This window comes from Streptomyces sp. NPDC038707 (assembly GCF_040636485.1).
Taxonomy (GTDB): domain Bacteria; phylum Actinomycetota; class Actinomycetes; order Streptomycetales; family Streptomycetaceae; genus Streptomyces.
Genome location: NZ_JBEZUP010000010.1, coordinates 17,681 through 38,153, shown reverse-complemented (window position 1 = coordinate 38,153; position 20,473 = coordinate 17,681). Strand labels below are relative to the sequence as shown.

At 72.4% G+C, this 20,473-nt stretch carries 19 protein-coding genes; 16 read left to right on the top strand and 3 right to left on the bottom strand.

Features of this window, described 5'->3' with window-relative positions:
- The first annotated feature begins 67 nt into the window (after positions 1 to 67).
- The 13 genes from AB0E62_RS15890 (at position 68) to AB0E62_RS15830 (ending at position 14,841) form a co-directional block, all read left to right on the top strand.
- Entirely contained in the window at positions 68 to 1,396 is a 1,329-nt protein-coding gene (locus tag AB0E62_RS15890; RefSeq protein ID WP_362192933.1) for a DUF6716 putative glycosyltransferase, read from the top strand.
- A 23-nt stretch (positions 1,397 to 1,419) separates the two neighbouring features.
- A complete protein-coding gene (locus AB0E62_RS15885; RefSeq protein ID WP_362192930.1) occupies positions 1,420 to 2,649 on the top strand; it encodes an N-acylneuraminate cytidylyltransferase in 1,230 nt (409 codons plus the stop codon).
- 12 nt (positions 2,650 to 2,661) lie between these two features.
- Positions 2,662 to 3,600 (top strand): N-acetylneuraminate synthase family protein, encoded by a 939-nt coding sequence (locus tag AB0E62_RS15880; RefSeq protein WP_362192927.1) that lies wholly within the window; start codon positions 2,662 to 2,664, stop codon positions 3,598 to 3,600.
- A 35-nt stretch (positions 3,601 to 3,635) separates the two neighbouring features.
- A complete protein-coding gene (locus AB0E62_RS15875; RefSeq protein ID WP_362192924.1) occupies positions 3,636 to 4,946 on the top strand; it encodes a hypothetical protein in 1,311 nt (436 codons plus the stop codon).
- A gap of 271 nt (positions 4,947 to 5,217) precedes the next feature.
- Complete coding sequence (locus AB0E62_RS15870; RefSeq protein WP_362192921.1) at positions 5,218 to 6,456, top strand: amidohydrolase; 1,239 nt, start codon at positions 5,218 to 5,220, stop codon at positions 6,454 to 6,456.
- Between the two features lie 345 nt (positions 6,457 to 6,801).
- Positions 6,802 to 7,857, top strand: coding sequence for a BMP family ABC transporter substrate-binding protein (locus AB0E62_RS15865; protein WP_362192919.1), 1,056 nt, complete (start codon positions 6,802 to 6,804; stop codon positions 7,855 to 7,857).
- Positions 7,858 to 8,022: 165 nt separating this feature from the next.
- Positions 8,023 to 9,582, top strand: coding sequence for an ABC transporter ATP-binding protein (locus AB0E62_RS15860; protein ID WP_362193475.1), 1,560 nt, complete (start codon positions 8,023 to 8,025; stop codon positions 9,580 to 9,582).
- Complete coding sequence (locus tag AB0E62_RS15855) at positions 9,579 to 10,706, top strand: ABC transporter permease (RefSeq protein WP_362192917.1); 1,128 nt, start codon at positions 9,579 to 9,581, stop codon at positions 10,704 to 10,706. Before AB0E62_RS15860 ends, AB0E62_RS15855 begins: the two co-directional genes overlap by 4 nt.
- Positions 10,706 to 11,992, top strand: a complete 1,287-nt coding sequence (locus tag AB0E62_RS15850) for an ABC transporter permease (RefSeq protein WP_362192914.1) — start codon at positions 10,706 to 10,708, stop codon at positions 11,990 to 11,992. The genes AB0E62_RS15855 and AB0E62_RS15850 overlap by 1 nt, the downstream gene beginning before the upstream one ends.
- The gene (locus AB0E62_RS15845; RefSeq protein WP_362192911.1) at positions 11,989 to 12,393 is read left to right on the top strand and encodes a cytidine deaminase; all 405 of its coding nucleotides are present in this window, start codon (positions 11,989 to 11,991) and stop codon (positions 12,391 to 12,393) included. Before AB0E62_RS15850 ends, AB0E62_RS15845 begins: the two co-directional genes overlap by 4 nt.
- A 78-nt stretch (positions 12,394 to 12,471) precedes the next feature.
- Positions 12,472 to 13,749: a thymidine phosphorylase gene (locus AB0E62_RS15840; protein WP_362193472.1), complete on the top strand. Its 1,278-nt coding sequence runs from the start codon at positions 12,472 to 12,474 to the stop codon at positions 13,747 to 13,749.
- Between the two features lie 95 nt (positions 13,750 to 13,844).
- Positions 13,845 to 14,429, top strand: coding sequence for a Uma2 family endonuclease (locus AB0E62_RS15835; protein WP_362192908.1), 585 nt, complete (start codon positions 13,845 to 13,847; stop codon positions 14,427 to 14,429).
- Positions 14,430 to 14,484: 55 nt separating this feature from the next.
- Complete coding sequence (locus tag AB0E62_RS15830; RefSeq protein ID WP_362192905.1) at positions 14,485 to 14,841, top strand: STAS domain-containing protein; 357 nt, start codon at positions 14,485 to 14,487, stop codon at positions 14,839 to 14,841.
- Here the strand turns inward: AB0E62_RS15830 and AB0E62_RS15825 are convergent.
- Positions 14,725 to 15,738, bottom strand: a complete 1,014-nt coding sequence (locus AB0E62_RS15825; protein WP_362192903.1) for a sigma-70 family RNA polymerase sigma factor — start codon at positions 15,736 to 15,738, stop codon at positions 14,725 to 14,727. The two genes, AB0E62_RS15830 and AB0E62_RS15825, sit on opposite strands and share 117 nt — an antisense overlap.
- A 247-nt stretch (positions 15,739 to 15,985) precedes the next feature.
- Positions 15,986 to 17,320 (bottom strand): MFS transporter, encoded by a 1,335-nt coding sequence (locus AB0E62_RS15820; RefSeq protein WP_362192900.1) that lies wholly within the window; start codon positions 17,318 to 17,320, stop codon positions 15,986 to 15,988.
- Positions 17,321 to 17,382: 62 nt separating this feature from the next.
- On the opposite strand from AB0E62_RS15820, the gene AB0E62_RS15815 reads away from it, so the two are divergent.
- Together AB0E62_RS15815 and AB0E62_RS15810 are read left to right on the top strand one after the other, a co-directional pair.
- Positions 17,383 to 18,333, top strand: a complete 951-nt coding sequence (locus tag AB0E62_RS15815; RefSeq protein ID WP_362192897.1) for a LysR substrate-binding domain-containing protein — start codon at positions 17,383 to 17,385, stop codon at positions 18,331 to 18,333.
- Between the two features lie 128 nt (positions 18,334 to 18,461).
- The gene (locus tag AB0E62_RS15810) at positions 18,462 to 18,815 is read left to right on the top strand and encodes a hypothetical protein (protein ID WP_362192894.1); all 354 of its coding nucleotides are present in this window, start codon (positions 18,462 to 18,464) and stop codon (positions 18,813 to 18,815) included.
- 13 nt (positions 18,816 to 18,828) lie between these two features.
- Here AB0E62_RS15810 and AB0E62_RS15805 read toward each other — a convergent pair whose 3' ends face one another.
- On the bottom strand, positions 18,829 to 19,590 hold the full coding sequence (locus AB0E62_RS15805; RefSeq protein WP_362192891.1) for an alpha/beta hydrolase: 762 nt from the start codon (positions 19,588 to 19,590) through the stop codon (positions 18,829 to 18,831).
- Between the two features lie 412 nt (positions 19,591 to 20,002).
- On the opposite strand from AB0E62_RS15805, the gene AB0E62_RS15800 reads away from it, so the two are divergent.
- Complete coding sequence (locus AB0E62_RS15800) at positions 20,003 to 20,380, top strand: ATP-binding protein (RefSeq protein WP_362192888.1); 378 nt, start codon at positions 20,003 to 20,005, stop codon at positions 20,378 to 20,380.
- Positions 20,381 to 20,473: the final 93 nt, after the last annotated feature.

The window sequence follows — 20,473 nt, the reverse complement described above, 5'->3', positions numbered from 1 at the left end:
GTGCTGTTAACCGTTTGTTGTGTTCCGGTTGGGCGGTTCCTCTCCCACGCTTCCTAGCGTCTTCGACGTGCCAGCAAGTGCTACGAAGTCCCTGCGGGTCGCCGTCCTCGCGGACTCCGACACCCGCTGGAAGTGGGGCGCGCTCACCGCGCGCCGGATCACTCCCGCGGCTGCCGAGGTCCGGCTCGACGGCTACCTCCTGCGCGGACGGGCCACCCCGACCGCCCGCCAGTTGCAGGAGGTCGGCGTCCGCGCGGACTCCCTGCGCGAGGTCACCGGCGTCGAATTCCTGCGCGAGATGGGCGAGTCGGCGCCCGACATCCTCGTCCTCGCCCTGGTCGGCGGCGGCGTCCAGGCGATGCTGCACGGACTGCGCGCCGCCTGGGGCTCCGGGAAACGGCCCGTGGTCGTCACCGGCTACGTCGGCGTGGTCTACGAGAAGCTCGCCGACGGACTCCTCCTGCGCCACGGCGCGGACCTCGTCCTCGCCAACTCCCGCCACGACGCCGACCGGTTCCGCGCCGTGTACGAGGGCGTGGGCGCCGACGCCTCCGCGGTCACCGAGGTCGCGCTGCCCTTCCTCGGCGGAGCGCCGTACACCGGTGAACACGACCCGTACACCGTGGTGTTCGCCGCCCAGCCGTCCGTGCCGGACAACCGCCGGGACCGCGCCTACCTGCTGGACCGCCTCCTCGACCACGCCCGCCGCCACCCCGGGCGCGAGGTGCTGCTCAAACTGCGCTCCAAGCCCGGCGAGCACACCACCCACATCGAGGAACTGCCGTACCAGAAGCTGGTCCAGGGCAAGGACCTGCCCGCCAACTTCCGCTTGGTCTACGGGCACATGGGCGAGGTGCTGGACCGCACCGACCTGCTGGTCACGGTCAGCTCCACCGCCGCCCTGGAGGCCCTGCACCGCCGCATCCCCACCGCCGTCCTCACCGACCTCGGGGTGCGCGAGGTGCTCGGCAACCACCACTTCACCGGCTCCGGCTGCCTCGCCTCCTGGGAGCAGCTGGACGCCGGGCACCGGCCGGTGCCGGACGAGGAGTGGCTGGCCCGGCAGGGAGTGGCCGCCGGGGACACCCCCTCCGGGGGGAGTTCCTACGCCACCGCCTTCGACGCGGCCCGCGAACGCATCGCCAAGCTGCTCGTCCGGCCCGGCGGACTGCCGCCCCTCGCCCCCTACTACACCACCGAGACCGCGCCCGGCTATCTGCCCGGCATCCTCGCCCGCCACCACCTCGGCCCCGACGGCGTCCCGCTGCCCGGCGCGCCCGCCGCCGACCGGCCGCCCGGCCCCGTCCGGCAGATCGTGCGCCGGGCCGCCCGCGGCGCCTACCGGCACGGTGTCCAGCGGGTCGCCCCCGTGATCCGGCGGATGGGCGAGCTGTGACCTCATCGCAAGGAGTAGAGCCCATGTCCCACTCGGAAGCGGACCGAGGCGCCACGGTCCGCCGGGTACTCGCCGTCATCCCCGCGCGCGGCGGCTCCAAGGGCGTGCCCGCGAAGAACCTCGCCCCCGTCGGCGGCGTCCCGCTGGTGGCCCGCGCGGTGCGCGAGTGCCGGGCCGCCCGGCTGGTGACCGACGTCGTCGTGTCCACCGACGACCAGGCCATCGCCGCCGCCGCCCGCGAGGCCGGCGCCGAGGTCGTGCTGCGGCCCGCCGCCATCGCCGGGGACACCGCCACCTCGGAGGCCGCGGTCCGGCACGCCATGGACACCCACGAGGCGCTGCACGGCGCCGCCGTCGACGCGGTCCTCCTCGTGCAGTGCACCAGCCCCTTCCTGCTGCGGGAGGACATCGACGGGGTGGCCGCCGCGGTCGTCGAGCACGGCGCCGACACCGCCGTCACCGTGGCCCCCTTCCACGGCTTCGTCTGGCGCGACGGCGCCACCGAGGCGGAGGGCGGGGCGGGCGTCAACCACGACAAGTCCTACCGCCCGCGCCGCCAGGACCGCCCCCAGGACTTCCTGGAGACCGGCGCCGCCTACGCCATGGACGCGGCCGGCTTCCGCGCGCACGGCCACCGCTTCTTCGGCCGCACCGAACTGGTCCGCACCGACCCGGCCCGGGTGCTGGAGATCGACGACCCGCACGACCTGGCCCGGGCCCGGGCCCTCGCGCCCCTCTTCGACGCGGACCGCCCCGGCGCGCTGCCGACCGCCGCCGACGTGGACGCGGTCGTCCTGGACTTCGACGGCACCCAGACCGACGACCGGGTGCTGATCGACTCCGAGGGACGGGAGTTCGTCGCCGTGCACCGCGGCGACGGCCTCGGCGTCGCGGCCCTGCGCCGCAGCGGCCTGAAGCTGCTGATCCTGTCCACGGAACAGAACCCGGTCGTCGCCGCCCGCGCACGCAAGCTGAAGATCCCCGTGCTGCACGGCATCGACCGCAAGGACCTCGCGCTGAAGCAGTGGTGCGAGGAGCAGGGCATCGCGCCGGAGCGCGTGCTCTACGTCGGCAACGACGTCAACGACCTGCCCTGCTTCGCCCTCGTGGGCTGGCCCGTGGCGGTCGCGAGCGCTCACGACGTCGTGCGCGGCGCCGCACGCGCGGTCACCACCGTCCCCGGCGGCGACGGCGCGATCCGGGAGATCGCCAGCTGGATCCTCGGCCCCTCTCTCGATTCCCTCCCCAAGTAAGGACACCCCCTGATGAGCACCCACTCCCGTCTGCGCACCTTCGGTACGCGCGAGGTCGGCCCCGGCCGGCCCGTCTACATCTGCGGCGAGATCGGCATCAACCACAACGGTGAGCTGGAGAACGCCTTCAAGCTGATCGACGCGGCCGCCGAGGCCGGCTGCGACGCCGTGAAGTTCCAGAAGCGCACCCCCGAGATCTGCACCCCCCGCGACCAGTGGGACATCGAGCGCGACACCCCCTGGGGCCGGATGACCTACATCGACTACCGCCACCGGGTGGAGTTCGGCGAGGACGAGTACCGGCAGATCGACGCGTACTGCAAGGAGAAGGGGATCGACTGGTTCGCCTCCCCGTGGGACACCGAGGCCGTCGCCTTCCTGGAGAAGTTCGACGTGCCCGCCCACAAGGTGGCCTCCGCCTCCCTGACCGACGACGAGCTGCTGCGCGCCCTGCGCGCGACCGGCCGTACGGTCATCCTCTCCACCGGCATGTCCACCCCGAAGCAGATCCGGCACGCGGTGGAGGTCCTGGGCAGCGACAACATCCTGCTCTGCCACGCCACCTCCACCTACCCGGCCAAGGCCGAGGAGCTGAACCTCCGCGTGATCAACACGCTGGAGAAGGAGTACCCGAACGTCCCGATCGGCTACTCCGGCCACGAGACCGGACTGCAGACCACCCTCGCCGCGGTCGCGCTCGGGGCGACCTTCGTCGAGCGGCACATCACCCTGGACCGCGCCATGTGGGGCTCCGACCAGGCCGCCTCGGTCGAGCCGCAGGGCCTGCAGCGCCTGGTCCGCGACATCCGCACCATCGAGGCCTCCCTCGGCGACGGCGTGAAGAAGGTCTACGACTCCGAGCTGGGCCCGATGAAGAAGCTGCGCCGGGTCCCCGGCGTCGTCGCGGACGCCGAGATCGCTGCGGCGGCCGGCGAGCCGGTCACGGTGTGAATCCAGGTCACTGACGACGGGACGGTCGTACGCCGATGAGCCCCCGCGCCGGACAGGCCGGCCACCCCGCCCGCACGCTCGCCTTCGTGGAGAGCCCGGTACAGCTGCTGAACGTACTGGAGTGGGCCCACCTGCACGCCGGCCGGGGACCGGCCGTCCCCTCCGAAGCGGACGGAGCGGACCCCGCCGCCCCGCCGGGCTCCGGCAGGGCGGACCCGCCCCCGGGGGCCGGAGCGGGCGGGACCGGCCCGGCCGCGGCCGTGATGCCGGCGCAGGGCGCCCCCGCGCCGGCCCTCCCCGCGTCCGCCGCGCTCGGGGCCGTACCCGCGCAGACCCGGCGCGACCCGGGCCGGCGGGTGCCGGGCCGGCGGACGGCGGGGGACGGCGCGGACCTCACCCTCGTCGTGCTGGCCCCGACCGACCCCATGACCCGGGGCCAGCTGCGCCGCATGGCCGACCTGGCCCGGGAGGAGGGGCACCGGGTGCGCTGGGAGGAGGCGCGGGGCGGCACGACCGCGCCCTTCCACACCATCGGCGGGCTGGCGGGCGTCCTGCGCCGGGCCGGCCGCATCGTCATGGGAGACCCCTTCTCCCGCTACGTCCAGCTGCTGCTGACGATCACCCGGGCCAATGACCTGGTCGTGGTCGACGACGGCACCGCGACCATGGAGTTCGTCGCCCAGCTGGCGCGCGGCGAACGCCTGGTCCGCTGGCACCGCAAGGGCGGCCGGCCCGGCGCCCGCGACCTGCTCTTCGCGCCGGTCTCCTCCTCCGCCCGGCGCCGCCTCACCCCGAGCGCCCGGCGGCGCGTCGAGGTGTTCTCCTCCATGCCGGTGTCCGAGGTCCCGGACGGCGTCACCGTCACCGCCAACGCCTTCGCCTGGACCCGCGCCCGCTTCGGCCCGCCCACCGTCACCGCCGGCGCCGACCTGGTCGGCACCTCGCTGGTGGAGACCGGGGTGGTGGACGGCGAGCGCTACCTGGAGGCCGTCCGCGCCCTGGCCAGGGCGCACGGCGCCGCCCGCTACTTCGCCCACCGCCGCGAGCACCCCGACAAGCTGCGCCGGCTGGCCGCCGAGACCGGCCTGGAGATAGTGCGCCCGGAACTCCCGCTGGAGCTGGTCGCCCGGCGCGGCCCCGTCGGCCGGACCATCGTCAGCTTCCCCTCCACGGTCGTGCACACCCTCCCGCTGGCCCTGGCCGGCACGGGCGTGCGGGTGGCGGTCTGCGACATCGACCCGGCCTGGCTCACGGACACCGCCTCCCCGCGCGCCCAGGGCTTCCTGTCCGGCGTGACCGGCATGGCCCGCGACGTGCACCGGCTGGCGGCGGTGAGCCTGGCGTAGCGCTCCCCCCGCACCGGCATCCGGTCACGATTGTCAGGTGAGTGATACGCCACCTGAACCTCACCCTGATCGCCTTCGGTTCTCGGATACGGCGCGCGTGATCGTGGCGAGGCGTGGTATGCGTGGAAGGAGAAAAACAGAGGGTTTACCCGCCAGAGTCCGCAGCCATGCGTCCGCCGGTCAGATTTACGTCCCCTAACGGACTGAACTTTCGTTGATACGGGGGTAGTTGACCGGTGGGCGGCCTACCCTTCAGAGGGTGAAGCAATTGATGTCGCAAGAGTCCGAGTCCGGCCTTTCGGGGGATGTGCTCCCCGGCGTGCTGAGCGAGTCCCTGCACGCCGAACTCGTCGCCTTCCGGCGCGACTTGCACATGCACCCCGAACTGGGCAACCAGGAGTTCCGTACGACCGCCGCCGTCAAGGAGCGGCTGGAGCGGGCCGGGCTCAGGCCCCGGGTGCTCGCTTCCGGGACCGGGCTCGTCTGTGACATCGGGCTCGCGGAGGGGGAGCGGCCCAAGGAGCCGCTGCTCGCGCTGCGCGCCGACATCGACGCGCTGCCCATCCCGGACACCAAGGACGGCTGCCCGTACCGCTCGACCGTGCCCGACCGGGCGCACGCCTGCGGTCACGACGTGCACACCACCGTGGTCCTCGGCACCGGGCTGGTCCTCGCCGACCTGCACGCCAAGGGCCTGCTGCCGCGCCCGGTACGCCTGGTCTTCCAGCCTGCCGAGGAGGTGCTGCCCGGCGGCGCCCTGTCCTCCATCGACGACGGCGTGCTGAACGGGGTCGGCCGGATCCTCGCCGTGCACTGCGACCCGAGGGTGGAGGCCGGGAAGGTCGGGCTGCGGCACGGGCCGATCACCAGTGCCTGCGACCGCCTGGAGGTCGCGCTCGACGGCCCCGGCGGGCACACCGCCCGCCCGCACCTGACCACCGACCTGGTCACCGCCGCCGCCCGGGTCGCCGTCGACGTGCCCGCGCTGATCGCCCGCCGGGTCGACACCCGCGTCGGTCTCGCCCTCACCTGGGGCCGGATCGAGTCCGGGCACGCGCCGAACGTGGTCCCGCAGCACGCGGAGCTGGCCGGGACCGTGCGCTGTCTGGACCTGGAGGCATGGCGGCAGGCGCCCGACATCGTGCACGCGGCCATCGACGAGGTCGCCACCCTGCACCGGGCCAAGTCCGAGATCACCTACGTGCGCGGGGTGCCCCCGGTCGTCAACGACCGGGCGTCCACCGAGCTGCTGCACCGGGCCATGGTCGCCCGGCGCGGCACCAAGTCGCTGGAGACCACCCAGCAGAGCCTCGGCGGCGAGGACTTCTCCTGGTACCTGGAGCACGTGCCGGGCGCGCTGGCCCGGCTCGGCGTGCGCCGGCCCGGCGAGCACCGGATCCGTGACCTGCACCAGGGCGACTTCGACGCCGACGAGCACGCGATCACGGTGGGTGTGGAGATGTTCACCGCCGCCGCCTTCCTGGACACGGCGACGCCGTCCCGGGACTGACCGGAGCGGCCGGCGGGGAGCCGACCGACGACAGTCGGGAGGGCGGTCGTACGGCCGGTGGCGGAGGGGGTGCGGACGGCTCCGGGGCCGTTCCCCCCTCCGGCGCAACACGCGCGCGAGCCATTCGCGCACCTCCGGTGACCCCGGCCGTATACGACCGGGAGCCCGAGTTCAGACGGTGTTTGCCTCGAATCGATAACGGCTTCGCGAGAGGGTTTTTTGCGACATCTACGCGCGTTACGATGCCGCGAAGCCGACGCCGAAGGGGCGACTCGGCCGGGGCACTGTCATGGTGCTCCCATCAAGCGCCGACATGGCGCTCAGGTCAGGTGAAGGAGCCTTCCCGTGCGCCGGGTAGCCAAGCTTTCTGCTGCGTGTATCGCGTCCGCAGCTCTCGCCGTGACTGCCACTGCCTGTGGCAGCACCTCCTCCGAGAAGGAGAACCCCTCGTCCTCCGCGGGCGGCGGCAAGGAGGTCAAGGTCGGCCTCGCCTTCGACGTCGGCGGCCGCGGTGACCGGTCCTTCAACGACTCCGCCGCGCGCGGTGCCGACAAGGCGAAGACGGAGTTCGGCGGCGAGATCAAGGAGCTGACCGCCAAGACCTCGGACACCGAGGCCGACCGCGAGCAGCGTCTGTCGGACCTCGCGGAGGCCGGCTACAACCCGATCGTCGGCATCGGCTACGCCTACGCCGCCTCCATGACCAAGGTCGCCGCGAAGTACCCGAAGACCAGCTTCGGCATCGTCGACTCGGTGGTGGACGGCAAGAACGTCAACAGCATCACCTTCACCGAGGAGCAGGGCTCCTACCTGGCCGGTGTCGCGGCCGCGCTGAAGAGCAAGTCGAAGCACGTGGGCTTCATCGGCGGTGTCGACGTCCCGCTGATCAAGAAGTTCGAGGCGGGTTACGTCCAGGGCGTCAAGGACACCGACCCGAAGATCAAGGTCGACACCCAGTACCTGTCCCACGGCTCGGACACCTCCGGCTTCGCCAGCCCCGACAAGGGCAAGGAGGCCGCGCAGGGCATGCTGGACAACGGTGCCGACGTCGTCTACACGGCGGCCGGCTCCTCCGGCAACGGCGCCATCGAGGCCGTCGCCGGCAAGAAGGGCGCCTGGGCGATAGGCGTGGACTCGGACCAGTACAACGTCCCGGGCCTGGCCAAGTACAAGAACTCGATCCTGACCTCGATGGTCAAGAACGTGGACCTCGGCGTGTACGACTTCGTCAAGTCGGTCCGCGACGGCAAGCCGCTGAGCGGCACCCACACCTACGCGCTCGCCCAGGACGGCGTGAAGCTGTCCACGAGCGGCGGTTTCATCGACGACATCCAGGCCAAGCTGGACGCGGCGAAGAAGAAGATCGTCGACGGCTCCATCAAGGTCAAGACCACCCCGTGACCTGATGGGTCCGCGCGGACCCCGGCTCGGCGCGGGGGCCTTCCCAGCCCCCGCGCCGAGCCATAACAATGTGTCAACTCTACGCGTGTAGCGCCGAGTTGCCGCGCTAGCGTCGCCGACGCCCTGCCCCCTCCCCGCAGCCTCTTTCCCCGAGGAGAGTGCGCCATCAACGCGTCCAGCCCGCCCGCTGCCGTCGAACTGCGCGGCATCACCAAGCGTTTCCCCGGCGTCGTCGCCAACCGCGACATCGACATCACCGTACGCACGGGCACCGTCCACGCCCTGTGCGGTGAGAACGGTGCCGGCAAGTCCACCCTGATGAAGATCCTCTACGGCATGCAGCAGCCGGACGAGGGCACCATCACGGTCAATGGCGAGCAGGTCGTCCTGCACAACCCCGGCGACGCCATCGCCCGCGGCATCGGCATGGTGCACCAGCACTTCATGCTGGCCGACAACCTCACCGTGCTGGAGAACGTCGTCCTCGGCGCCGAGAAGCTGCACGGCATCGGGGGCCGGGCCCGCGCCAGGATCAAGGAGATCTCGGACGCGTACAGCCTGAACGTCCGGCCCGACGTCCTCGTGGAGGAGCTGGGCGTCGCCGACCGCCAGCGGGTGGAGATCCTCAAGGTCCTCTACCGCGGCGCCCGGACCCTCATCCTCGACGAGCCGACGGCCGTGCTCGTGCCGCAGGAGGTCGACGCGCTCTTCGACAACCTGCGCGAGCTGAAGGCCGAGGGCCTCACCGTCATCTTCATCTCCCACAAGCTGGGCGAGGTGCTGTCGGTCGCCGACGAGATCACCGTCATCCGGCGCGGCACCACCGTCGGCACGGCCGACCCGCGGACCACCACCCCCAAGCAGCTGGCCGAGCTGATGGTCGGCAGCGAGCTGCCCAGCCCGGACACCGAGGAGTCCACCGTCACGGACGTCCCGATGCTCACGCTGGACGGCGTGCACCTGACGCAGACCGGCCTCGACGGCATCGAGCGGGTCATCCTCGACGAGATCTCCTTCACCATCCACAAGGGCGAGGTCCTCGGCATCGCCGGCGTGGAGGGCAACGGCCAGTCCGAGCTGGTCGAGGCGATCATGGGCATGCGGCAGCCCGACGCCGGCGTCATCACGCTCGACGGCGCCGACATCTCGGGCGCCGCCACCCGCGACCGCCGCCTGGCCGGCATCGGCTACATCCCCGAGGACCGCCACCGCCACGGCCTGCTGCTGGAAGCCCCGCTGTGGGAGAACCGCATCCTCGGCCACGTCAGCGAGAAGCCCAACTCGCGCGGCGCCCTCCTCGACATCAAGGCGGCCCGCGCCGACACCGAGCGGATCGTCGCGTCGTACGACGTCCGCACCCCCGGCATCGACGTGACCGCGGCCTCGCTGTCCGGCGGCAACCAGCAGAAGCTGATCGTCGGCCGCGAGATGAGCCACCACCCCAAGCTGCTGATCGCCGCCCACCCCACCCGCGGGGTGGACGTCGGTGCCCAGGCGGCCATCTGGGACTACATCCGCGAGGCCCGCCGCGAGGGCCTGGCCGTACTGCTGATCTCCGCCGACCTGGACGAGCTGATCGGCCTCTCCGACACCCTGCGGGTGATGTACCGGGGCCGCCTGGTCGCCGACGCCGACCCCGCCACCATCACCCCCGAGGAGCTGGGCTCCGCCATGACGGGTGCGGCCACCGGCCACCTGGAGCACACAGAGGACGACGAGCGATGAACAAGCTGACCTCACGCATCGACAAGGAGCGGCTGGCCCTCGGCATCGCCGCGCCGCTGCTGGCGGTCGTCGCCGCACTCGTCGTCACCGCCCTGGTGATCCTCGCGACCGGCAAGAACCCCGGCGCCGCGTTCAGCGACATGATGAGCTACGGCTTCGCCAGCGACAGCCAGGTCTACATCCTGAACAAGGCCACCACGTACTACCTCGCGGGCATCGCGGTCGCCGTCGGCTTCCGGATGAACCTGTTCAACATCGGTGTCGACGGCCAGTACCGGCTCGCCGCGTTCATCGCCGCCGTCCTCGGCGGCGCGCTGACCGTGCCCGGCTGGCTCGCCATCCCGCTGATCATCATCTGCGCCATGGCGACCGGCGCGCTGTGGGCGGCCATCGCCGGTGTGCTGAAGGTGACCCGGGGCGTCAGCGAGGTCATCGCGACCATCATGCTGAACTCCATCGCCACCGCCGTCATCGGCTATCTGCTCCAGCCCGAGCGGCTCGGCGAACTCCAGCAGGGCGGCACCCTGGTCTCCACCAAGCCGCTGCCGTCGTCCTCGTTCTTCTTCAGCATCGACACCGGCCCGGCCGGCGTGCTGGACGGCTTCATCGTCGTCGCCGTGATCGTCGGCCTCGCCTACTGGTTCATCCTCGGCCGCACCCGGTTCGGCTTCGACCTGCGCACCGTCGGCCAGTCCGAGAGCGCCGCCGCCGCGAGCGGTGTGTCGGTGAAGAAGATGGTCGCCACCAGCATGATCATCTCGGGTGCGGTGGCCGGTCTGATCGGCATGCCCACACTGCTGAACGAGAGCCACCAGTACGACAACAGCTTCCCCACCGGGATCGGCTTCACCGGCATCGCCATCGCGCTGCTCGGCCGCAACAACCCGGTCGGCATCGCGCTCGGCGCCCTGCTCTGGGGCTTCCTGGAGCGCACCACCAACCACCTGGAGTTCCAGGGCTACGACAAGGAGATCCTCGGCGTGATCCAGGGCGTCATCGTCCTGTGCGTCGTGATCGCCTACGAGGTCGTCCGGCGCTACGGCCTCAAGCGCCAGCAGCAGCGGGTCGGCGCGGAACTCGCCGCCCAGGCCGCCGCCCCGACGAAGAAGCAGGAGGTGGCGTGATGACTGCCACGATGACCGACACGCCGCCGCCCGCGGCGCCCAAGGCGCCCGGCGCGCCCCAGCGCACGGGCCGCTCCCTCGGCCAGATCCTCATGATCGTCGCCGGCGCGCTGCTGCTCCTCGCGGCCATCCGGACGATCACCGACTCCACCCAGCTCGACTCCTCCGGCCAGGTCGCCGCCGCGCTCGGCCTCGCCGTGCCGATCGGCCTCGCCGGACTCGCGGGCCTGTGGTCCGAACGGGCCGGCGTGGTCAACATCGGCCTCGAAGGCATGATGATCCTCGGCACCTTCGGCGCCGGCTGGGTCGGCTGGCAGTCCAGCCCCTGGCTCGGCCTGCTGTGCGGCATCGGCTTCGGCGTCCTCGGCGGCCTGGTGCACGCCGTCGCGACCATCACCTTCGGCGTCGACCACATCGTCTCCGGTGTCGCCGTCAACCTGCTCGCGCTCGGCGCCACCCAGTACCTCGCCAAGCTGTTCTTCGCCGACGGCTCGGCGGCGCAGGAGGGCGGCAACCCCAAGCAGTCCCCGCCCGCGGACTCGCTGCCCGACATCACGGTCCCCGGACTGTCCGACGGCCTCGCCTCCCTCGAGAAGCACCACTGGTTCCTGGTCTCCGACCTCGCCGGCATCCTCGGCGGTCTGGTCACCAACCTGTCCGTGATCACCGTCGTGGCGGTGCTGCTGTTCGCCGGCAGCTGGTGGCTGTTGTGGCGCACCCCGTTCGGACTGCGGCTGCGCTCCTGCGGTGAGAACCCGGTCGCCGCGGAGTCCCTCGGCGTCAACGTCTACCAGTACAAGTACGCGGCCGTCGCCGTCTCCGGCGGTCTGGCCGGTCTCGGCGGCGCGTTCCTCGCGCTGGTCACCTCGCACACCTATCTGGAGGGCCAGACCGCGGGCCGCGGCTACATCGGTCTGGCCGCCATGATCTTCGGCAACTGGCGGCCCGGCGGGCTGGCCATGGGCGCGGGCCTGTTCGGCTACTCCGACGCCCTCCAGCTGCGCAACGGCGGGGTCACCGTGCACGCGCTGCTGCTGCTCCTGGTCGTCCTGCTCGCGCTGCTGGCCGGCTGGAAGCTGTACCGGAAGGCCGTGGTCCAGGGCGTGGTCAGCGCCGTCATGGCCGTGCTGGTACTGGTCTGGTACCTGCTCACCGACGAGGTCCCGAGCGACTTCGTGGGCGCCACCCCGTACGTCGTCACGCTGCTTGTGCTCTCGCTGTCCGCACAGCGGCTGCGGATGCCCAAGGCGGACGGCATGCGCTACCGGAAGGGCCAGGGCAAGTGACGCGGGACGCGGACACCTTCGACTGGGAGCCGCTGCGCGCCCGGGCGCGGGAGGCGATGTCCCACGCCTACGCCCCCTACTCGGGCTATCCGGTCGGGGTCGCGGCCCTGGTCGACGACGGCCGCACGGTCACCGGCTGCAACGTGGAGAACGCCTCCTACGGCCTCGGCCTGTGCGCCGAGTGCGGTCTGGTCTCCGAGCTCCAGCGCACCGGCGGCGGCCGGCTGACGCACTTCACCTGTGTCGACCGCACCGGTGCCCTGCTGGTCCCGTGCGGGCGCTGCCGCCAGCTGCTCTACGAGTTCGGCGGCCCGGACCTGCTCCTGGACACCCCCGCGGGCGTACTCCCGCTCGCCGAGATGCTGCCCCAGGCCTTCGGCCCGGACCATCTCACCCAGTAACGCCGTACGGCCCCCCTGCCCCGCCCGCAGGGGGGCCGCACACTTCGCACCTCCCGGAAGGAAGCCCCAGCCATGGCCATGGACGCCATCTCCGTCATCCGCACCAAGCGGGACCGCGGCGAGCTGACCGACGAGCAGATCGACTGGGTCATCGACGCGTACACCCGCGGCGAGGTCGCCGACGAGCAGATGTCCGCGCTCGCCATGGCGATCCTGCTGAACGGCATGAACCGCCGCGAGATCGCCCGCTGGACGGCGGCCATGATCGCCTCCGGTGAGCGCATGGACTTCTCCGCGCTGTCCCGCCCGACGGCCGACAAGCACTCCACGGGCGGCGTCGGTGACAAGATCACCCTGCCGCTGGCCCCCCTCGTCGCGGCCTGCGGGGCGGCCGTCCCGCAGCTCTCCGGCCGGGGCCTCGGCCACACCGGCGGCACCCTGGACAAGCTGGAGTCGATCCCCGGCTGGCGCGCCCTGCTCTCCAACGAGGAGATGCTGGACGTCCTCGGCACCACCGGCGCGGTGATCTGCGCGGCGGGCGACGGCCTGGCCCCCGCCGACAAGAAGCTCTACGCGCTGCGTGACGTGACCGGCACGGTGGAGGCCATCCCGCTGATCGCCTCCTCGATCATGTCCAAGAAGATCGCCGAGGGCACCGGCTCGCTGGTGCTGGACGTCAAGGTGGGCTCGGGCGCCTTCATGAAGACCATCGAGGACGCCCGGGAACTGGCCTCGACGATGGTGGGCCTCGGCACCGACCACGGCGTGAAGACGGTCGCGCTGCTCACGGACATGTCCACCCCGCTGGGCCTGACGGCGGGCAACGCCCTGGAGGTCCGCGAGTCGGTGGAGGTCCTGGCGGGCGGCGGCCCCGCGGACGTCGTGGAACTGACCCTCGCCCTGGCCCGCGAGATGCTGGACGCGGCCGGGCTGAAGGACGCCGACCCGGCGAAGGCCCTGGCCGACGGCTCGGCGATGGACGTCTGGCGCCGGATGATCGCGGCACAGGGCGGCGACCCGGACGCCCCGCTGCCCACGTCGAGGGAACAGCACGTGGTGAAGGCCCCCTCCTCCGGTGTCCTGACCCGCCTCGACGCCTACGACATCGGCCTCGCCGCCTGGCGCCTGGGTGCCGGCCGCGCCCGCAAGGAGGACCCGGTGCAGGCGGCGGCGGGCGTCGAACTCCACGCCAGGCCCGGCGACCGGGTGACCGAGGGCCAGCCCCTCCTCACCCTGCACACCGACACCCCGGACCGCTTCGAGTACGCCCTCCAGGCGGTGACGGGCTCCTACGACATCGCGGCCCCGGGCACCGCCTTCCAGCCCACCCCGGTGGTCCTGGAGCGCATCGCCTGACCTGCGGTTTCCCCAGTCGGGTGAACGGGACCGGTGGACCTGCACCGGTCCCGTTCGGCATGCCGGGATCGGTGACGCACCGATGGGAGACCGCCATGAGCGCACTCACCGTGAGCCACGACGCCGAGCAGAGCTGGGACGACCTCGTCCGGTTCTGGGAGGAGATGGAATGGCCTGAGGGCAGCAAGGTGGAGATCATCGAGGGGATCGTCACCGTGTCACCTGCTCCCGCGTTCCGTCACAACGTGATCGCGGCTCGCATCCAGCGTCGCCTCTACTCTGTGATCCCCGAGGACTGGGAGATCTTCCAGACCCAGGCCATCGCCGTGCCGTCGCGGCTGGGCATGTTCATCCCGGACCTGTTGGTGGTGCCGGTGCGGGCATACGAGGAGTCGGACTCCCACATCCCCGCCGCTCTCGCCGAACTCGTCGTAGAGGTGACCTCCAAGTCCAACGCCCGCCACGACCGCGTCAGCAAGCCGGCCTCCTACGCCACCGCGGGCATCCCGCTCCACCTCCTCGTCGACCGGTGGGCCCCCGGAGGCCCCACCGCGACGCTGTACGGCGAGCCGAAGGGCGAGGTCTACCGGGTGCTGTCCGCGGTGAAGTCCGGTGATCCGATCAAGCTGCCGGAGCCGTTCGGGATCACCATCGACACCGGCGAGTTCCCCGTGGACTGACGTCCTTCAGCCGGGACGGCGATGAGTTCCGGCCGTCCCGGCGGTCTATCCGCACGTGGATGCCAAGACGCCCGTCGCCGTGCTCGTGCTGACCGGTCCCGTCCGCGCCGACGAGGCGGCGGGGTGGTGTGCCGCCGTGCGGGAAGCGCTCGCGGGCGGTGCGGGCGGGGTGGTCGTGTGTGACGTGGGCGGGCTCGGGCCGCCGGGGCTGGCGGCCGTCGATCTGCTCGCCCGGCTGGAGCTGACCGCCCGCCGGGCCGGCGGGCGGATACGGCTGCGGGACGCCGGTCCCGCGCTAGTCGGCCTGCTGGACCTGCTCGGACTCCGCTTCCAGACGGAGGGGCAGATCGAACAGCGGGAACCACCGCTGGGTGTCGAGGAAGCAGTGGAAACCGGTGATCCGGCCGGCTGAGATCTCCAGCACCTGCACCGCCCACGGCGTGAACCCGCCGTTCTCCGGGTCCGGCTTGTAGTGCGCGAACGCCGGCAGACCGTTGGCCTGGACCGGCACCAGCCGGGACCCGGCGCAGGAGGCGCCGATGGACAGCATGAAGCCGGTGATGTCGGCCGTGCCGCGCAGCCACAGGTCGAACGGCGGCATCGTCATGATGGCGTCCTCGTGCAGCAGCGCCGTCAGCGCCGTCATGTCGTAGCCCTCGAACGCCTTGACGTACCGCTCCAGCAGCTTGCGCTGCTCCTCGTCCAGCGGATCGGACACCGCCCCCTCGGGCCCCGCCTCCGACCGCTCCGCCAGCGTGGCCCGGGCCCGCTGCAACGCGCTGTTCACCGAGGCCACCGAGGTCTCCAGCAGCTCGGCGACCTCGCTCGCCTTCCACGCGAGCACCTCGCGCAGGATCAGCACCGCCCGCTGCTTGGGCGGCAGTTGCTGGAGCGCCGCCATGAAGGCGAGCCGCACCGACTCCTTGGCGACCGCCGCCTCCGCCGGGTCCGTCACGGCCGGGAGCACCCGCGCGTCCGGCATCGGCTCCAGCCAGGTGTGGTCCGGGCGCGGGTTCAGCGCCGCCTGCGCGAGCGGGGTCGCCTCCGACAGATCCATCGGCCGGGCCCGCTTGTTGCCCGCCGACAGCATGTCCAGGCACACGTTCGTCGCGATCCGGTACAGCCACGACCTCAGCGAGGAGCGGCCCTCGAACTTCTCGTGACTCCGCCAGGCCCGCACCAGGGTGTCCTGCACGGCGTCCTCGGCCTCGAAAGAGGAGCCGAGCATCCGGTAGCAGTACCCGGTCAGCTCGGTCCGGTACTTCTCCAGTGCGACATCGAGGTCCGCCGTCGCCGTTCCGTTGCCCATCGTCCACCCACCCCTGTGGCCGTCCCCGTGGCGCACGTCGCGCCCCAGCACCTCGGAAGCTACCGCAGCCCACTGACAATGACCGCCGGAGTCGGAAAATGGCCGGTGCACGGGGGTCGTCCCACCCGCGCGGGCGGCGCACGCCGACGCGGTGGGCGTGCGCCGCGAGCACTCGGCGGCTGTGCGGGCGCACGGGCCACAAAGACGTCCCGGCCCGGCGCGGGAAGGTTTCGGCGCGCGGGGCGCCTCAGTGCGCCGGGGCCTGTACGGAAGCCCGCGCCGGGCGCGCGGCCGTCCGCCGCGCCGCCACCGAACCGAGCACGGTGATCGCCACCACGCCCAGCACCGCCAGCAGGCCGACGCCGACCGTGCCCGCCCAGCCGCCCGCGCGGAAGGCCAGCGCGCCGACCGTGCTGCCCGCGCTGGAGCCGATGTAGTACGCGGACTGGTACAGCGCCGAAGCCTGCGCGCGGCCGTGCGTGGCCGTCTTGCCGACCGCCGAGGAGGCCACCGCGTGCCCGGCGAAGAAACCCGCCGTGATCAGCACCAGGCCCAGCAGGACCAGCGGCAGCGTCGGGGCGAGCGACAGCAGCAGGCCCGCCGCCGTCGTACCGCCCGCCAGGTACAGCGCGCCCCGGCGGCCGAACCGGCCCACCAGCCGGCCCGCGCCCGAGGCCGAGACCGTGCCCACCAGGTACACCAGGAAGATCGAGCCCACGATGCCCTGCGGCAGCCCGAACGGCGCCGCCGTCAGCCGGTAGCCGATCACCGTGTAGACACCGCCGAACACCGTCATGAACAGGGCGCCGATCGCGTACAGGCGGCGCAGCAGCGGGTCGGAGAGATGACCGCGGACCGTGCCGAACAGGACCCGGGGGCGCAGCGAGCCGGGCGTGAAGTGGCGCGGTGCGGGCAGCAGCAGCCGGAACGCCACCGCGCACCCGACCGCGAGGACGCCGATCACGCCGACGGAGACCCGCCAGCCCCACTCCTGCGCGACCCAGCCGGTGATCACCCGGCCGCTCATGCCGCCGACGCTGTTGCCCGCCACGAACAGCCCGATGGCGGTGACCAGTGCCTTCGGCCGTACCTCCTCGGCCAGATAGGCCGTCGCGGAGGCCGGCAGCCCGGCCAGCGCCGCACCCTGCACGCCCCGCAGCACCACCAGCGCGCCGATCGACGGCGCGAAGGGCACCAGCAGGCCGACGGCGACGGCGACCGCCAGCGAGGCCGTCATCACCGTACGGCGCCCGAACCGCTCCGACAGGGCGCTCATGGGCAGCACGAACAGGGCCAGTCCACCGGTCGCCGCCGCCACCGTCCAGCTCGCCTCGCTCGCCGCGACGCCGAACTCCCCGGAGATCAGGGGCAGCAGCGCCTGGGTGGAGTACAGCAGGGCGAACGTCGCGACCCCGGCGAGGAAGAGGGCGAGGCTCATCCGCCGGTAGCCGGGGCCGCCCGGAGTCATACGGGAGTCGGAGCCGGTGACACCGGAGCCGGCGGAGTCGGAGTCGGAGTCGGGGACGGGAAGGGACGGTACGGCGCCCACGCCGGTGGACGCCCCGGTACTGGCGGGAGACATGCCTCGACCGTAGGACGACCGGGTTCATGCGTCCAATGCATGGAACGGCCATAATCGTTCCCATGGTGCATCAGCACAGCTCACCGAACCGCCTGTCACGGTTCAGTGACACAGAAGACATGGCGCTGTTGCTCGCGCCCCGCCTCGCCCACTTCGCCGGGGTGGCCCGCGCGGAGCACGTCACCCGGGCCGCGCAGGAGATGGACGTCCCCCAGTCCACCCTGTCCCGCGCGATGGCCCGCCTGGAACGGGACCTGGGCGTCGACCTGTTCGCCCGGCACGGCCGCACGGTCTCGCTGACCACCGCCGGCCGCACCTTCCTCGCCTCCGTGGAACGGGCCCTCGCGGAGATCGAGCGGGCCGCCGAGGAGGTCCGCGCGGACGCCGACCCGGCCACCGGCAAGGTCGCCTTCGGCTTCCTGCACACCATGGGCGCCGAGACCGTGCCCGGCCTGCTGCACGCCTTCCGCGCCGACCATCCGCGCGTCCGCTTCAGCCTGGTCCAGAACTACGGCGAGGCGATGCTGGAGCGGCTGCGCGCGGGCGAACTGGACCTCTGCCTCACCTCGCCGGTCCCCGACGCCCCCGACCTGGTCGCCCGCCGCCTGGACGAGCAGAAGCTGCGCCTGGTCGTCCCCGCGGACCACCGGCTGGCCGCCCGCCGCCGCATCCGCCTGGCCGAGGCGGCCGAGGAAACCTTCGTCACCCTGGAACCCGGCTACGGTCTGCGCCGCATCACCGACGACCTGTGCCGCCAGGCGGGCTTCCGCCCCCGGGTCGCCTTCGAGGGCGAGGAGGCCGAGACCCTGCGGGGCCTGGTCGCGGCCGGTCTCGGCGTGGCCCTCCTGCCCCCGCCGACGGTCCCCCGCCCGGGCGTGGTGGAACTGACGGTCACGGCCCCGCGAGCGGCCCGCGAGATCGGCGTGGCCTGGCTGGCCGACCGGCCGGACACCCCGCCGGTGGCGGCGTTCAAGAAGTTCCTGCTGTCGAGGCGGGGCAGCCTCCTCCCCTGACGGGGCTTCCCGTGCGCGGGGGCCGGAGGGGAAACCCGCTGGCCGCCGCGGACGGGCCGCCGGTAGCGTCGGGACCCCGGCCGGCCGTACGACCGGTCACCGGTTCCCCTGTCGAGGAGCGCATTCCCGTGACCAGCCGGCGAGCGACGACCACCCTCTGGCGCCCCACCGGCCCCAGGGAACTGGAGCTGGTGCGCGAGCTGGACTGGCGAGCCTGGCCGCCCCGGCTCCCCGAGCAGCCGATCTTCTACCCGGTGCTCAACGAGGACTACGCCGTCAGGATCGCGCGCGACTGGAACGTCGAGCACGACGGCGCCGGTTTCGTCACCCGCTTCGACGTCGACTCCGGCTTCCTGCGACGGTACCCGGTCCGGCAGGCGGGCGGGCGGACGATCCTGGAACTGTGGGTACCGGCGGAGGAACTGGACGAGTTCAACGCCCACATCGTCGGCCGGATCCAGGTCGTGCACGAGTTCCGCTGAGCGGCGCCCCGCCCTAACGCCGCAACGACCGCCCGAACCCCGCCGCCAGCGGCATCCGCAGGCCGATCGGCGGGGGAGCCGCCAGGGCGTCCTCCACCGGGCGGGAGACGGGGTGCCCGAACAGCGCACCCAGGGCGAAGTCGATGGTCAGCGCGAGGACTTCGGAGCGGTGGCCGTGCAGACCGTGGCCGTCGGAGTGGACCTCGAAGCGGCACACCTCGCGGTTCGCCTTCTTCGCCCGCTCCGCGTAGCGGAAGGACAGCTCGGGGTCGGTGCGTTCGTCGTTCGTGCCGTGGGCGATCAGGACCCGGCGGCCGACCAGTTGTCTCACCGGCTCGTCGGGGGCGGCGACATCGTCCTCCGGGAGCCAGGGGGCCAGCGCCACCACCGAGTTGACGGCCTCGTGGCCACCGGCGCGCAGTGCCGCCCGGCCGCCCATGTCGACGCCGACCAGACACACGGGGACGTCGCCGTAGCGGCGTACGACCTCGTCGGTGGCCCACTCGGCGTCCGCCGCCGGGTGCGCGTCGCCGCCGTTCCAGCCGCGGTAGCGGTAGTGGACGCGGTGGACGGCCAGCCCCTCGGCGCGGCCCGTGCGGGCGAGGGCGCGGCCCAGGGAGCGGATCAGGGTGAGGGGGCGGAGGGCGGACGGCCGGCGGGCGGAGACCTCCTCCCCGTCGGGGAGCAGCAGCACCGCTCCGCACACCGGTGTCGGCGCCGGGCCGACCGCCTTTCCCAGCCTGGCCGTTCGCACCGGCGTCGCTCGCTGTCCCATGACAGAACAGTGTCAGAAGGGGCGGTGTACGAAACCCGTACGGCGGGTCACCGTTGCGTATCGACGGAAAAGCATCGGAAACAGTGCCGGGCCACGGACCGAGGGCTGTTCGTCAATGCGATGAAATCGGCGTTCATTCCTTTCGATGAATGTTTCGTGATGATCAATAGCGTCGTCAGGTCCGGATATGCCGAGCCGAAGTCCGCATGACCGTTCCGTCGGATGGCGTCCACCAGCGGTTCCGACGGTCCGGGCGGGCGGCCGCCGCATGCCGGTCGGTATGGAAAGCGGATGTTATGTCACTCGGCGTCCCTATTTCGGTGTTTGCGGTGAGTGGTGGAGGATGTTTACGGTCGTGGATCGCTCGGATCGTTTGTGAGCTCCCGTCTCCGCACGCAAGGACGCATGCACCATGAAGCAGTCTGCTGCCAAGACCCTCGGTGTCGCCGCCCTGGGCGCCGCCGTCGCCGCCGTCGGCGCGGGCGTGGCCAACGCGGCCCCGGCCGCCCCGGACGTCGCCCGCACCCTCGACACCGCCACGAAGCTGCTGCCGCCCGAGCAGGTCGCCGAGACGCTGCCGGACAGCGGAGCGGTGAAGACGCTCAAGCCCCTGGCCAAGAGCGGTGTCCGCGCCGCGGTGCCCGCCGCTCGCAAGGCCGCCGTCGTCGCCCAGCCCGTCGCCGAGCGTGCCGTCACCGAGGGGCCGGCCAAGCCCGTCGGCGGCCTGCTCGGCGGTCTGCCGGTGAACGGCCTGCACGGCACGCCGGTCAACGGGATCCCGCTCGGCTGACCCCGGCCACCGCCGCAGGGCACGCGGGGCGCTCCGGCCCGTCCGGACGCGCCCCCTGGGGTGCTCGCCCCCCTCACGCACCGGCCGCGTCCG